Below are 14,822 nucleotides of genomic sequence, written 5' to 3' on the forward strand. Positions count from 1 at the left end.
CCGGTAGTTAATGAAAAGTTAACGCACCTGCGCGGATCGCGAAATTGGGGGATTCCCGTAGTGCTGCGATTTTTTTCCCGATCCCCCAAATTATTTTGCGCGCAGAAGCCTAAAAACTGGGATTTATGCGGCTTTCTCAGCCGCGGCACGCGCGATCACCAGTTCCTCGTTCGTCGGAATGACCATCAGTTTCACACGTGACAGGTCGGTCGAGATGACGCGTAGATTGTCCGCGTTTGCATCGTGGTCCAGTTCAAGACCCAACCACCCCATGTCAGTGCAGATACGGTCGCGGATATAGGTCGAGTTCTCACCGATCCCGCCGGTAAACACGACTGCGTCCAGACCTCCCAACACGGCGGCCAAAGCGCCCAGCTCGCGGCGTATCCGGAACGTGTAGTAGTTGATGGCATTGCGTGCACCCGGCGTATTCGACGCCTCAAGCGTACGCATATCATTGGTCATCCCGGAAAGGCCAAGCAACCCGGATTTACGATACAGAAGGTCCGAGATCTCATCCGCATTCATGCCTTGCTGATCCATCAGATACAGCACAACGCCCGGATCCAGCTGGCCACAACGCGTTCCCATCGGCAAACCATCCATGGCCGAGAACCCCATGCTTGAACCGACCGAGCGACCTCCGATCATGGCGCACATTGAGGCACCGTTGCCAAGATGCGCCACAACCACCCGTCCGCCATGTATCAGCGGAGCAGTCTTGGCCAGATGGTCCGAGATGTAATCATAGCTCAGACCGTGGAAGCCATAGCGGCGAACGCCCATATCGTAATACTCGGTCGGCAATGCGAAGGTGTCATTGACCCAAGGGTGGTGGCGGTGAAAAGCGGTATCGAAACAGGCAACCTGCTTGGCATTGGGGAACCTGTCCATCGCAGTACGTGCGCCCTGCAGATTGTAAGGTTGGTGCAGAGGCGCAAAAGGCTCGAGTTTTTCCAGCATCTGCAAGCTTTCGGGGGTCAGCAGAATGGGCCTGTCATTATCCGGGCCGCCATGCACGATGCGGTGTCCAACCGCGGTCACGCCCGCCGACGGGAACTGCCGTTCCAGCAAATCCAAAATATAGTCCAAGGCGCTGGCCTGATCGCACAGCGCTTCAGAAGCGGTATCGGCAAGCACGCGGCCATCCGTGGTCTCTGCTTTGATGCGCGCCGCGCGGCTGCCGATGCGTTCCACCTCTCCCGAACAGACAAGGATCGGATCTGCTTCGCCCGCGGAGAACAACCCAAACTTCAGCGAGGACGAGCCTGAATTCAGTGTGATGATATGGTCCATCAGATCTTACCCGACATCCGCGCCGCATGCAGGGCCGCGACGGCACAGGAAACGAGCCGCGCCTTCTCGCCATCTGCGCGACTGGTCAGAATAATCGGTACGCGCGCGCCCAGCACCACCCCGGCAGCCTCGGCGTGCGCGATATACGTCAGTTGCTTGGCTAGCATGTTGCCTGCGTCCAGATTGGGTACGACAAGAATGTCTGCCCGTCCGGCCACCTCGGACACGATCCCTTTGGTGCGCGCCGCGGCCAGGCTGACCGCGTTGTCCATGGCAAGCGGCCCATCGACCAAGCCACCCCTGATCTGCCCCCGCTCGGCCATCTTCGACAGCAATGCGGCATCAATCGACGACCGGATAGCCGGATTCACCGTCTCGACCGCCGACAGAACACCCACTTTCGGAGCGCCAATTCCGATTGAGATTGCCAGATCGATCGCGTTCTGCGTGATGTCGATCTTGGTTTCCAGATCCGGCTCGATATTGATGGCCGCATCGGTCACCAGCAAGGGATGCGGCTGGCCGGGTATATCCATGACGAAGACATGCGTAAATCGGCGCCCCGCGCGAAGTCCACGATCCCGCCGCAACGCCGCCCGTAGCAGTTCGTCCGTATGAAGATGCCCCTTCATCAATGCTTCAGCATGTCCTTCGACAACCAGATCAACCGCTTTGTTGGCGGCGTCCAGATGGTCCTTAACAGGAACGATCTCGACGTCACCCAAGGGCAACTCAATCTCACGCGCTGCTGCAGCAATCTTGTCGGGGTCACCTATCAGGACCGGCTTGATGATGGTTTCACGCGCCGCCAATAAGGCCCCCCCAGCGAGTTGGGCTCTTCTGGGGCGACAACTGCCGTGGGGATCGGAGGCAGCGGGCGCGAGCGATCGAGCAGTGCATCAAAATGCCGGTGCCGCTCGACGACCAGACCAGGCACTTCAATCTCATTGAATGACAGTTCTTTCTCCGGAGCGATCACGACAGCGATGCCGGACACGATCAGCGCCTCATCACTAGGGCGCATCACCTGAGTTTTCAGAACTACCTCGCGGTTATCGCGTTTTTCGATAACCGTAACTCTGGCCAGCAGTTCTTCACCCGCATATGCCCGGGCGCTAAAATCCAAGCTTTGCGACTTATACAGCGTACCCGCGCCCGGCAGGATATTCCCCAAAACGGCCGAGATCAGAGCCCCAAGAAACATCTCGGGCGCGATCGCCTCGTTTACGTTATCACCGTCCCCATCTTCGTCGGCCAGGTTCAAAGGGTTATGGTTGCCGGAATTCGATGCGAAGACATAAAAATCATCCTCTGTGCAGAACCGAGTCAGCTCGGCGGTGTCACCGATCTGAAGCTGATCAAAGGGCTTGTTGTGATACTGCATTGAAACTCTCGGCGGCTGTTTTGCACCGATCATTATGAGATTTCACGTAAATTTCCAATGACGTTCGGTGGGTTTCTAGGGCTCAAACCCATCTGGCACACCGAACAGTGGCGCATCCAGTGTGGTCCCGGTCAATGCACCCATGAAAGCCACCAGATCTGCGACCTGGGCATCGGTCAGTTCCAGCGGTTCGATGTCAATTTTCTGACGATGACGCTCCATCTCAAACCGGTCCTGCCAGACGATGAAATCAACATTCTCAAGCCACGGCACGTTGGGCAGCCCGGCCAAATCAGGGGTCCAGGCAGCGAGGCTCTGAGATGGGTTCAAGTGGTGGCGAATAATGCCTTCCAGATCGGGAAAGGCACCGTTGTGACCATAGGGCGCCGTCTCTGTCACATTGCGCAGCATCGGTGTGCGAAAGCGATAGGCGTCCTCAAGACGGTTGCTTTCACCCATATGACCCACGTCGCGGGCATAGGGGTCCCATTGGCGGGTCTTGCCCGGTCCAAATGGCGGCAAGCTCAGCGCGTGGAATTTTTGATCCGATAGCAACGGGCCGGAATGGCAGTTTGCGCAACCTGCCTCACCATAGAACAAGGTCATACCATCGTATTGCTCTGGCGTCAGAGCGGCATGGTCTCCGGCCAGATATTGATCAAACGGGCTGTTGGTGCTGCGCCACTCCAGTGCCATGAACGCGGCCAGCGCGTTGGTGATCTGAGTTATCGTGATGTCCTCGGTCGTGTCGATGTCATCGAACGCCTTGACCATGGCAGGCCCATAGCGCGGATCAGTGCGCACGCGTTTGGCGAGGATCGGCCAGCCCTTGTCGATGCGGTCATGCACCGCGCCGGTGACTTGATTTTCGGCCACATTTCCGGCCATCTCGAATTGCGAGGTCAGCGGGAAAAGTGCCTGCGCGGCCAGCAGTGAATTCAACCCCTCCGGCAGCCATTCCTGCGCGGGCGAATTGAAGCCGTTACCGTAGACGTCAGAGATACTTAGGCGACCGTCATGGAAGACCGTGTGAAGGTCCTTTGCCCCAAGGTTCCAAAGCCCCGGCGAATTGCGGGGAATACGCTTGCGGATTTTGTCCGCTCCGGTGCCCGGCGTGCGATCTGGGCCAAGCCCCTGCCCGCCCTCGCCAATGCCCAGCGACAACCCGTCCGAGGTGCCAAAATCCGGGTGGTGGCAGTGGGCACAGCTGATGTTCTGGTTGCCCGACAAGATCGGATCGTAAAACAGTTGATGACCGATGGCGGCCTGTTCCATATCAAAGGGGATGAAATCGTCATCCGTCAGCGGGCGCGGCAGATCCTGAGCTGCCGCAGCCCCTGCCAAAAGGAAAGCAACCCCATGCGCCAGTTTGTATTTGCCCTGTGCCTTCTCGCGACCCCAGCGCTGGCTGAACTGGAACAAGCACGCGATCTGATGGAGGCCGGAGAGTTTGAAGCCGCGCGTGAGGAATTGCTGCCGGCAGCACGGTCCGGCAATGCCGAAGCCGAGGAATTGATCGGTGTGATGTACGGGTTGGGACTTGGAGTCGAACAGGACTATGAACGCGCGTTTGAATGGTACTTGCGCGCCTCGATGAAAGGTCATCCCGGGGCGCAATCTGGTATCGGTTGGTACTACGAGTTGGGTCTGGGCATGCCCGCGCCTGATCTGGTTCGAGCGTACATGTGGTACACGCTCAGCGCCATTGGCGGCGACCCCGATGCGGCGATCAGCCTTGAAGAAGTGGTCAAAAAAATGTCGCCGGAGCAGATCGAGAAGGCGCATGTTCTGGTCAACGACTACAAAGGGTGGATGTACCCGTTTCGGTGAGGGCCGGACCCCAGGGCCCGGCCCAACAATTCAGTTCAGATCCGCATCACGTGAGGCATTAACATCCGCCTCGGCTGCTGCCACAGCGTCAGTCAACGCTACAAAGATCTCATCACCACGTGCCACATTGGACTGGAACCAGTCATAGACCGGGGTTGCGGCTTCTTTGAAAGCAGCTTTCTGGTTGGGTGTAAGGACATAAAGGTCACCACCGCCGGCAACGAAATCCTCATACGCCTGGATCGACTTGCGCTTGGGTGAGGCAAAGGTCGCCTGCTGCAGCGCATAAAACCCGTCGACTACCACGCGGCGCATATCTTCTGGCATCTCCTGGAACTTGGCGTTGTTCATCCACCACAGCGCACCCATGTAGGCATGCCCATCCAGCGTGACATATTGCAGGCCTGCATCAGGGAACTTCATACCCATGATGTCAGTGATGCCGTTTTTCGAGCCCTCAACCACGCCGGTCTGGAAGCTGGTGAACAGTTCTGGCCACGGGATTGGGGTCGGTGATGCACCCAGTGCTTTGACCAGCTCCTGCGGCAAGTCGGCAACCACGGTGCGGATTTTCAAACCTTCCATGTCAGCCGGCTCGGCGACACGGCGTTGCGTATTGGCGAAGTTGCGCCAGCCACCTGTATTGCCGATTGTCATCAGACGGATCGCACCGCCGGAATCCTCCAGCGCCATGTCGCGCATCTGCCGGGTGAAATCACCAGATAGGACATGTTCGGCAATGCGGTCATCGGCCATCAGGTAAGGCAGGTCCAGAACCTGCACGTAAGGGAAGATGCCCGAGGCCCCTCCAGAGGTTGAGATGTAGATGTCGATCGTACCGTCTGCCACACCCTGCAGACACTCGGCACCGTTCGAGCAGAGCTGCGTACCTATGAACAGCTCAACCTCAATGGCTCCGTTCGAGGCCGCCTCAACGTAGTTCTTGAAAACGACCAGACCGTCATAGTCTTCGTCGTTTTCATTCGAGTTTGCTGTGGCGCGTAGCGTGTAGTCGGCGGCAGCCGCGGCAATCGCAGACGCGGCCACTAGCGACGTGGCCACCGCTGCGGTTTTGATAAATCTTCTGAGCATGCGTTTCCTCCCTGTGATACTCAGTTCAGTTTGCAAATCCCGTTATCCTCGGGATCGTCATGGATAGTGCGGGGATGTATGTGATCAAGAAGATCACGATGATTTCGACCGCCAGAAACGGCAGGATTGCCTTGGCGATGGTTTCAACCCGTTCCCGAGACACGGCGGCGGCTACGAACAGCACCAGCCCCATGGGCGGGGTGGCCAGACCGACAGTCAGGTTGACGCTCATGATAATGGCAAAATGGATCGGGTCTACACCGAGGCTGGTGAAGATCGGACCGAGGATCGGACCAAGGATGATGATCGCAGGGCCTGCATCCAGGAACATTCCAACAATGAACAGCAGCAGGTTGATCAGGAACAGCAGGATCAGCGGGTTTTCCGACAGGCTGAGGATCAGCGAGGCCAATTGTTCCGGCGCATGGCTGAGGCTGACCACCGTCTTGAAGGCCATTGCCGCCCCGACCAACAACAGGACGACAGCGGAGGTCATGCCTGCATTGCTGAGCACTTCGGGGACTTCTTTCCACGTCAATGTGCGCAGGACGAAGAAACCGATGATGAAGGCATACCCTACTGCGACTGCGGCGGCCTCGGTTGGGGTAAAGATGCCACCCAGTATTCCGCCCAGGATGATCACAGGGGTCATCAGTGGGAAGAACGCCTTTAGGCTGGCCTGACGGCGTTCCGGCCAAGTGTATTTACGGCTGGCGACCGGGAAGTCGTAGCGATCCGCCATAAGCTTGATCATGAGCATCAAACCGACACCGACCATGACCCCAGGCACGATGCCAGCGAGAAAGAGCGCAGCCACACTTTCACCCATGACATAGGCATAGATGATCATGATTCCCGAGGGCGGGATGATCGGCCCGATCACCGAACTGGCTGCCGTGATCGCGGCGGCAAATTTGCGGGTATAGCCTTGCTTCTCCATCGCCGGGATCAGCATTGACCCAAGCGCCGAAGTATCGGCGACAGCGGATCCTGAAAGGCCCGCGAACAGGATCGAGCTGAGGACGTTCACATGCGCAAGGCCGCCCCGCAGGTGGCCCATCAGGGCCTGGCTGAACTCCACAAGTCGGATGGTAATGCCGCCCCGGTTCATCAGTTCTCCGGCCAGCATGAAGAAAGGGATCGCCATCAGCGGGAAGCTATCCATACCGTTATAGACATTGCGATAGAGCAGCGTAATGTCGTTGGTCTGACCGCTGAGCCATAGCAGAATGCCGGGCGCTGCCAGCAGTGCGAAAAAGACCGGCAGGCCGATCAGCAGGAAAATCAGGAAGGTGGGCAGGAACCAAATCAGCATTTATTCAGCCCCCACCGCAGCTTCGGGAATTTCAGGCAAAAGATGTGCTCCGCCCAGCATGGTTACTATCGACCGCAAGATCAGTTCGATATTGACCGAGATCAGCAAGATGATCCCAACCAGCAGCGAGGCCATCATCCAACTGCGCGGAATACGGTACCATTCATCGAACGCGAAAGAGGTAGGCAGGTACAACGCCGCAGTGGCGAACCGGCCACCAAAGCCCGTAACCTCAGACCAGCCGATATTGACCGCAACCAGCAGCACGGCCAGCGAGATCAGCAGCAGTAACAAATTGAGCGATTGACCAAGCACGCGCGGCAGGAAGCGCGCAAGCATATCGATGGCGACGAACCCTCCGCGACGGAAAGCTGTGGGGGCCATCAAGCCCGTCATCCAGAGCATGCAGAACCGGGCAGCCTCATCCGGCCATGGCAGGGCGTTGCCCAAGACATATCGGAAGAACACCTGAATCAGGATCGCGATAACCATAACTGCAATCGCAACAACACCGACCGCGCGGCCCAGACGCAGCACGGTTTCGTTCACGAATGCAATCGGCGTCAACGCCGATGCCAGTCCGCCCATGCGGATCCTCCCACTGTCAGCTGCGGGTTTGACCCGCAGTCTTCATATCGCGCTTAGCTCTGCGCGAATTGGCCGAGTTTTCCGGCAAAGAACGTCAGCGCGTCTCCATCCGCCATGCTGACTTTCAGAACTTTGCCCACCACGATCACATGATCGCCTGCATCGTGATAAGCGTGCTGCTCGCATTCGAACCGGGCAAGACTACCCGGCAACAACGGGGTGCCGTTTTCACAACGGTCATGTTCGATATCACGCAGCGCATGGGCGTCTTTTGAACAGCCAAAGCACAGCTCGGCCTGTTCAGCAGACAGAACATGCACACTGAAGTGACGCGCCGCGTGAAAATAACGAAACCGGCGCGAATTGCGGTCGCCCGCCCACATCACCAGCGGCGGATCCAGCGACAGGGACGAAAAGCTGTTGGCGGTAATGCAGATTGGCCCATCCTCACTGTCGCAGGTCACGACAGTAACTCCGGTGGCAAAACGGCCAAAAGCATCGCGCAGGGTTCGCGTGTCGTCCTTATGCGGGACGAATGTATGGTTCATATCGCGCGAGATTGCGTTCATCATGGCACCTCATGTCCCAGCGCCGCCTCATACAGGCGGTACCAGCTTTCACGATCTAGCTTGACCTTCAACGCATCCGAGGCGCGTTTGATACGGCCCAGATTATTTGTGCCCAAAACCGGCAGGATGTTCGCCGGATGCGCGAGCAGGAAGGCAACCGCAACGGCGGCGCGGTCCACCCCGAATTCTGCGGCGATCTCATCCGCTACAACGCCGACCGGTGGATTCCCGGCCATCAAAAGGCCTCCACCCAGTGGAGACCACGCCATAAGCGAGTGACCATGCTGTTGATGGAACGCCAGATCACCGTTGGTGAACGGGCTGATCTCGCCCAGAGATATCTCGATCTGATTGGTGACCAACTGGGTTTTCATCGCCGACTGCAGCAAAGACCAGTCCCAAGGGCGGAAGTTGGACACACCAACCGCGCCGACCTTACCACTGGCAACCACCTCATCCAGCGCCGCACCGGTTTCATGGTGATCCATCATTGGATCCGGGCGGTGGATCAGAAGCAAGTCGATGTGGTCGATCGCCATTTCCGACAGAGATGTATCGACCGATTTCAGAATATGCGCACGCGACGTGTCGTAATATTTGACCTTGGCCTCGGCATAACGCCCCATCGGCGCGACGATGTCACATTTGGTGACGATCTCCATTTTCTGGCGCAGGCTGGGATTGGTGCGCAAGGCATTGCCCAGAACGGCTTCGGCCGCGTATCCGCCATAAATGTCGGCCTGATCGAAGGTAGTGATGCCCTGATCCAGACAGGCCTGAATCTTGGCCTCAACATGCGCAGTAGAGGTGTCACTGTCATCACCCAAGCGCCACATACCATAGACAAGACGGCTCATTTCCAGCGTGTCAGATAGTTTCACACGTTGCATCAGCGACGAACTCCGTTGCCCAGCGGGGTTGCCGGGGTGGTTGCTGGCACGCGCCCGTAGGCTTCGGGAAGCGAGCAGGTTTTCAGGTTGGGCATCACACGGGCGCCAAAATGCTTGGCCTCGTCCATGTGCGGGTAGCCCGAGAAGATGAAAGCGCGAATGCCCATCTTCTGATACTCTTCGATCTTAGACATAACTTGATCGGTCGAACCGACCAGCGCAGCGCCACAGCCCGAACGTGCACGTCCGACGCCGGTCCACAGCCCGGGTTCGACATAGCCATACTCATCCGCCAGATCGCGGTTCTTGGATTGATGCGCCACGCCCAAGGATGTCGCGTCCAGTGCCCGCTCGCGGATCGCACGACCATATTCGTCATCCAGTTTCGAGACGATGTAGTCGGCGTATTCCTGTGCCTCAGCCTCGGTATCCCGCACGATCATGTGGACGCGCAGGCCGTAATCCAGAGTACGATTGTAATTCTCGGCAACCGCATGAACGGCTTTCATCCGCTCGGCCAACTGATCCTTTGTTTCCGGCCACATCAGGTAGACATCGCAATGTTCACCGCACAGGTCCAAAGCAGACGGCGAGTAGCCGCCGAAATACAGCAGCGGGCCACCGGTCTGGTAAGGCCGAGCCGGGTCGGCGGTCAGGCCTGAAAAGTTATAGACCTCGCCCGCATGGTTGATTTCGTCCTGCGTCCAGGCCTGTTTCAGGATCTCGACCACTTCGCGCGAACGCTGATAGCGGTACGCACTGTCGGCTTTCTCGCCCGGGAAATCGGACGAGATGATGTTAACCGTCAGCCGCCCTTCCAGCATGTGGTCCAGCGTCGCGATGGTGCGGGCCAGCATGATGGGCTGCATTTCACCACAGCGCACGGCGGCCAGCAGGTTGATGTTTTCGGTAATCGGCGCGCAACCTGCAACAAAGCTCAGGGTGTCCTGTCCGACCTGATAAGACGATGGGCACAGGATGTTGCGAAAGCCTTGCGCCTCGGCCTCTTTCACGATGCTTGAACAATGCTCCCAGCTGGATCGCAGTTCACCATCGGGCACACCCAGAAACTGGTAGTCATCCGAGCAAAGCGCTGCAAACCACGAAACCTCGGCCGCATCCAGGTCGGGGGATGTGATGGGGACGATGGTCATTTGATTCACGCTCCGTACATCTTTGACTTTCCTCTTGCGTAGCAAGCGCATTGATGTAGATCAATAGTGTATCAATTTTTCCTGCGACCGAGTGAAGCGCCCTCAATGTCCTCCAACAGCCGCAACCCCAACGCCCTGCCGATCTATGTCCAGATCTCAGAGCTTCTGATCCGCGACATTGCAGCGGGCCGTCTAATTGATGGTGAGCGTCTTCCACCTGAACGGGACATGGCTTCGAACCTCAATGTCTCGGTCGGGACCTTGCGAAAATCGCTCGCCGAGCTTGAGAAAAAAGGCATGTTGGAGCGTATTCAGGGTTCGGGCAATTACATTCGTGAGACCGGAACGCAGAACAGCGTCTATGCCATGTTCCGGCTGGAACTGCCCGAAGGCGGCGGGTTGCCGCGTGCCGACATCCTGTCGGTTGATCATCTCAAGAAGCCTGCGAAATTGCCGAAGTTCGGCCTGTCTGATAGCGGTTCGCGTGTACGCCGGATGCGTTATCTGAATGACACAATCATCGCGGTCGAAGAAATCTGGTTGGACGAATCAGCCGGGACCATCGACCAGAACCTGCTGTCCGACTCGCTTTATCGCTATTACCAGCAACAACTTGGCTTCTGGATCACACGGGCAGAGGATCGCGTTTCTGTCAGTGCCCTGCCCGACTGGACTCCTGAAGGCTTCACCAAACCTGCGGGCCAAGCCGCAGGGTATATCGAACGGTTCAGTTGGTCTGAGAAAGCTGAACCTATCGAGTTTTCAAAAACATGGTTTGATCCAGATCGAGCCACATACGTTCAACGCCTGAAATAAAAGGAACTGCGCATGACCCGGACCACCAATTACGGGCTGATCGGATGCGGCATGATGGGGCAGGAACACCTGCACAACATTGCTCTGCTTGAGGGCACACGAGTCGCCGCAATCTTCGAACCCGACCCGGAGATGGCGCATATGGCGCAGGCGATTGCACCCTATGCGCAAATGGTGTCTTCCCTTCAGGACCTTCTGACGGTCAATGATCTGGACTGTCTGGTCATCGCCAGCCCCAACCACCTGCATGTTGATCAACTGGCCGAGATTGCGAAAACCCGCCCACTGCCACTGTTGATCGAGAAACCGTTGTTCACTGATCCCACCGATCTTGCACGGCTTGAGGAGTTGGAACGCAGTTTTCCGCACCCGATCTGGGTCGCAATGGAATATCGCTATATGCCCCCGATCACGGCGCTGATCGATGAAGCAGCGACCGCAGGTGGTGGGATCAAGATGCTCACGATCCGCGAACACCGCTTTCCGTTTCTCGAAAAGGTCGGCAATTGGAACCGGTTCAACCGTAACACTGGCGGTACATTCGTCGAAAAATGTTGCCACTTCTTCGACCTCATGCGCCTGATCCTGCAATCAGACCCGGTTCGTGTTTCCGCAAGCGGAGGCCAAGCTGTCAATCATTTGGACGAAGTTTATGACGGCGATACTCCAGATATTCTGGACCACGGCTATGTCATTGTCGATTTTGCTTCGGGCGCGCGCGCGATGCTCGAGCTTTGCATGTTTGCCGAGGGTTCGCGGTATCAAGAAGAAATCTCGGCCATTGGGCGCGATACCAAAATCGAAGCGCTTGTGCCCGGCCCGGGCCGCTTCTGGCCCGAACATCTGGGCGACGCGCCTGTACCACAGCTGATCATCAGCCCTCGCGCACCGAAAGGTCCAATCCAGCGCGACATCCCCGTTGATCCCGAGTTGCTGGCGGCTGGCGACCACAATGGCTCGACTTATTACCAGCACAAAGGCTTTCTGGAGCTGGTCAGGGGCGAGCGCGCCAAACCCGAGGTCTCACTGCGTGATGGGATTTGGGCCGTGCGTATCGGCCTTGCCGCACAACAGGCGTCAGAGCAGGGCCAAACGATCAGCCTAGCTGGGTAATTAACAGGGTCAGAAAATCACATTCAGCATCAACAGTGAGACGATCAAGAAGATGATCGTCATGATCCCGCCCGAACGGACGAAATCGGTCACTTTGTACCCAGCTGGCCCCATGATCAGCGCATTTACCTGATGGGTCGGGATAATGAAACTGTTCGAGGTCGAAATCGCGACGGTTAATGCAAAGACCGCCGGGTTGGCACCCGCCGCAACCGCAATTGAAACCGCAAGGGGCACCAACAGAACCGTCGCGCCGACGTTTGACATGACCAGAGAAAATGCCGTCGCCAGAATGGCGACGCCCGCCTGTAGCGCCCAATTCGGCCATCCATCCAAGATGATCATGATCTGTTGCGCAATCCATGCCGCAGTCCCGGTATTCTGCACCGCCTGACCCAACGGGATCAGACACGCCAGCAGAAAGACCGTGTTCCATCCAACTGCTCGATACGCCTCGTCAACACTGAGCACCCGGGTCAACATCATTCCTGCGGCTCCGGTCAGCAAACAGAGCGACAACCGCACATCCGTGAACAGGATCAGCGACAATGAGATCAAGAAGAACAAGAGCGCCCAGCCTACCTTTTGCGGGCGCAATTCGTCCTGCGGGAAATCAGACGTGACCACAACAAAATCCGGATCACGCTTTATCCGCATCAGGTTGTCCCAGCGGGTATGAGCAACCAACATGTCGCCAGCCTTGAACTTCTCAAGCCCGATCTGGGTGGATTCATGCGTCTCAGTCTCGACATGACTCAGCGTCTCTTCACCCCTGTGGATGGCGAGCAAAGACATTCCGTAGGTTTTACGGAACAGCAATTCGCGAGGGCATTTGCCGATCAGCTTGCTGTCAGGCGTCACGACCACCTCTGCGACCCCAGCATTCGTGGGTGCGAACTCTTCGACAAACACATCCAGATCAGGCAGCACCGTCAGCCCATACTTTTCGGCAAACTCTTCGACAACCCAGCGCCGACCCACAATCGCCAATCGACAAGGCGCAGCAATCTCGGCTGTTAGCACCTGAACCATCGAGGTCTTGCCACGGTAAAAGGTCGAGATGATATAGAGATGATTTTCAAAGTTGATGTCGGCCAGTATCTGCCCGACCAGCGGGCTGTCGGCCGGAACCACAACCTCGAACACATCGGCCTTCAGCCCGTAGACCCGCTGAAGATATTCCTGAGTCCCGCGCCCGGTACCCGTACTCTCCGACCCTGAATCGCCCGGCAGCACCCAACGTCCCAGCAGCAGGAAATATGCGATCCCCGTCAGGATCAGCACCGCACCGATGGGGGTAACGGAAAACAATCCAAAGGGTTCCATCTTCTGGGCTTCGGGCAGCCCTTCGTTTGCAGTTTGGATCAGGTCATTCAACAGAATAAGCGGCGAGGACCCGACCATCGTCATTGTCCCCCCCAGAATGGCACAAAACCCCATGGGCATAAGCAAACGTGACAACGGAATACCCGATCGCGATGAGATACGGCTAACCACCGGTAGGAACAACGCCGCCGCCCCGACATTTTGCATGAATGATGAGATAACACCGACTGTGCCCGAAACGATCGGCAGCACTCGGTTTTCAGACTTACCACCATATTTCAAAATGACGGACGCGACCTTGTTCATTAGGCCCGTTTTATCCAAACCCGCACCTACGATCATGACCGCAATGATCGAAATCACGGCATTGGACGCAAACCCGTCAAACAGATGAGGAACATTTGCCAGATTTTCGAGACCCGGTGCATAACTCAGCAGACCCACAATGACCAACACCAGGATGGCCGAAAGATCGATCCTTACAATCTCGGACACAAACAAGAACACCGTGAAGGCCAAAAGCGCCGAGACCACACCCATTTCGTATGTAAACGCCAATTGCTCCACTGGGATCACCTGGTTCCAAAAGCAAATCTAATAGGCACTTCTAGGCAATCAGCGCGGGCCTGTCATGGACTTTGTCTGTTTGGTCGAAATCCACCGTGACAAAACTACCGGCGTCGTAAGAAGCCGTCCGGTGCCACCGAAATTTGCAGCTTGTGATCGATACTCTTGTCGATCTCGAAATCAGGATTGACTTTCAACCAATCATGAACTGCAGTCTTTGGGTTGTCTCCAGGTCCCCATGGACGATCAGTGAACTTAGTGGGAGGCATATCCTCAACGATTGTATCGAACACAATGCAATAGCTACCCGAAGAAACAAGCGGGGCATACGCATTTAACTCGGCAAGCACATGATCGTGTGTATGATTGCTGTCGAGACAAACAAGTACCTTTTGGTAATCTTCAGCAGCAGTTCGAACCTGGTCCACAATGTCTTCGTCAATAGATGAGCCTTGAATCATCTCGATTCTGGAGGCCATCGGATGCTCTTCTATGGCTGCACGATTGTGGGCGCGAATATCAATGTCAATGCCAAGCACTTTGCGTTTGGGACTAGCGGGGTCAAGCGTCTTGCCCGCTTCTACGGCGTCGCAATACTCTAACATCGCGAGAAGTGAGGCCGAGTAAATCAGTGATCCGCCATGTGCGATGCCCGTCTCGATAATCAGATCAGGCCTGACGTTCCAGACGATTTCCTGCAAGGCAACAATGTCCTGAGGATATTGGATTATCGGTCTGCCAAACCAATCAAAGTGATAGGAGTATTTATGCGAGTTCGCTTGCTCGAACCATTGCCTGGTAAGGTCCGAGAAGTCGGTATCTGCGCCTGCCCTGGCGATTTCTATTTCACATTCTAATTTGAATTTTTTGTGTGGATCCATG

Annotated in this window: 13 protein-coding genes and 1 pseudogene; 3 read left to right on the top strand and 11 right to left on the bottom strand. The window is 56.7% G+C overall.

Annotated features, from left to right (window positions below; translation table 11 throughout):
* Positions 1-123: 123 nt before the first annotated feature.
* The 3 genes and pseudogenes from AC1DFB_RS14580 to AC1DFB_RS14590 all read right to left on the bottom strand — a co-directional run bounded on the left by AC1DFB_RS14580 (position 124) and on the right by AC1DFB_RS14590 (position 4,024).
* Positions 124-1,296: an acetate/propionate family kinase gene (locus AC1DFB_RS14580; protein ID WP_170398336.1), complete on the bottom strand. Its 1,173-nt coding sequence runs from the start codon at positions 1,294-1,296 to the stop codon at positions 124-126.
* Positions 1,296-2,680, bottom strand: a pseudogene (locus tag AC1DFB_RS14585) (bifunctional enoyl-CoA hydratase/phosphate acetyltransferase). The gene AC1DFB_RS14580 and the pseudogene AC1DFB_RS14585 overlap by 1 nt, the downstream one beginning before the upstream one ends.
* A 75-nt stretch (positions 2,681-2,755) precedes the next feature.
* The gene (locus AC1DFB_RS14590; RefSeq protein WP_170625421.1) at positions 2,756-4,024 is read right to left on the bottom strand and encodes a cytochrome c peroxidase; all 1,269 of its coding nucleotides are present in this window, start codon (positions 4,022-4,024) and stop codon (positions 2,756-2,758) included.
* A gap of 15 nt (positions 4,025-4,039) precedes the next feature.
* On the opposite strand from AC1DFB_RS14590, the gene AC1DFB_RS14595 reads away from it, so the two are divergent.
* Entirely contained in the window at positions 4,040-4,510 is a 471-nt protein-coding gene (locus AC1DFB_RS14595) for a tetratricopeptide repeat protein (RefSeq protein ID WP_170408184.1), read from the top strand.
* A gap of 30 nt (positions 4,511-4,540) precedes the next feature.
* Here AC1DFB_RS14595 and AC1DFB_RS14600 read toward each other — a convergent pair whose 3' ends face one another.
* The 6 genes from AC1DFB_RS14600 to AC1DFB_RS14625 are packed head-to-tail and all read right to left on the bottom strand — an operon-like array spanning position 4,541 to position 10,118.
* Positions 4,541-5,602, bottom strand: coding sequence for a TRAP transporter substrate-binding protein (locus tag AC1DFB_RS14600; RefSeq protein ID WP_170514487.1), 1,062 nt, complete (start codon positions 5,600-5,602; stop codon positions 4,541-4,543).
* Between the two features lie 25 nt (positions 5,603-5,627).
* Complete coding sequence (locus AC1DFB_RS14605; protein ID WP_170398321.1) at positions 5,628-6,917, bottom strand: TRAP transporter large permease; 1,290 nt, start codon at positions 6,915-6,917, stop codon at positions 5,628-5,630.
* Positions 6,918-7,505: a TRAP transporter small permease gene (locus AC1DFB_RS14610; protein WP_480921555.1), complete on the bottom strand. Its 588-nt coding sequence runs from the start codon at positions 7,503-7,505 to the stop codon at positions 6,918-6,920. It abuts the gene before it with no gap.
* A 53-nt stretch (positions 7,506-7,558) separates the two neighbouring features.
* Positions 7,559-8,074: a flavin reductase family protein gene (locus AC1DFB_RS14615; protein WP_170408253.1), complete on the bottom strand. Its 516-nt coding sequence runs from the start codon at positions 8,072-8,074 to the stop codon at positions 7,559-7,561.
* On the bottom strand, positions 8,074-8,964 hold the full coding sequence (locus AC1DFB_RS14620) for an aldo/keto reductase (protein ID WP_480921556.1): 891 nt from the start codon (positions 8,962-8,964) through the stop codon (positions 8,074-8,076). Before AC1DFB_RS14620 ends, AC1DFB_RS14615 begins: the two co-directional genes overlap by 1 nt.
* Complete coding sequence (locus AC1DFB_RS14625; protein ID WP_480921557.1) at positions 8,964-10,118, bottom strand: LLM class flavin-dependent oxidoreductase; 1,155 nt, start codon at positions 10,116-10,118, stop codon at positions 8,964-8,966. The genes AC1DFB_RS14620 and AC1DFB_RS14625 overlap by 1 nt, the downstream gene beginning before the upstream one ends.
* 105 nt (positions 10,119-10,223) lie before the next feature.
* On the opposite strand from AC1DFB_RS14625, the gene AC1DFB_RS14630 reads away from it, so the two are divergent.
* Positions 10,224-10,934 carry a GntR family transcriptional regulator gene (locus AC1DFB_RS14630; protein WP_480921558.1) on the top strand — a complete coding sequence of 237 codons (711 nt, stop codon included), beginning with the start codon at positions 10,224-10,226 and terminating at the stop codon, positions 10,932-10,934.
* A gap of 12 nt (positions 10,935-10,946) precedes the next feature.
* Positions 10,947-12,047, top strand: a complete 1,101-nt coding sequence (locus AC1DFB_RS14635) for a Gfo/Idh/MocA family protein (RefSeq protein ID WP_480921559.1) — start codon at positions 10,947-10,949, stop codon at positions 12,045-12,047.
* 9 nt (positions 12,048-12,056) lie between these two features.
* Here the strand turns inward: AC1DFB_RS14635 and AC1DFB_RS14640 are convergent, their stop codons facing one another.
* Together AC1DFB_RS14640 and AC1DFB_RS14645 are read right to left on the bottom strand one after the other, a co-directional pair.
* Entirely contained in the window at positions 12,057-13,913 is a 1,857-nt protein-coding gene (locus AC1DFB_RS14640) for an SLC13 family permease (RefSeq protein WP_170398548.1), read from the bottom strand.
* 131 nt (positions 13,914-14,044) lie between these two features.
* A complete protein-coding gene (locus AC1DFB_RS14645) occupies positions 14,045-14,821 on the bottom strand; it encodes a rhamnosyl O-methyltransferase (protein WP_170408170.1) in 777 nt (258 codons plus the stop codon).
* Between the last annotated feature and the right edge of the window lies 1 nt (position 14,822).

Source organism: Ruegeria sp. S84 (genome assembly GCF_056583445.1).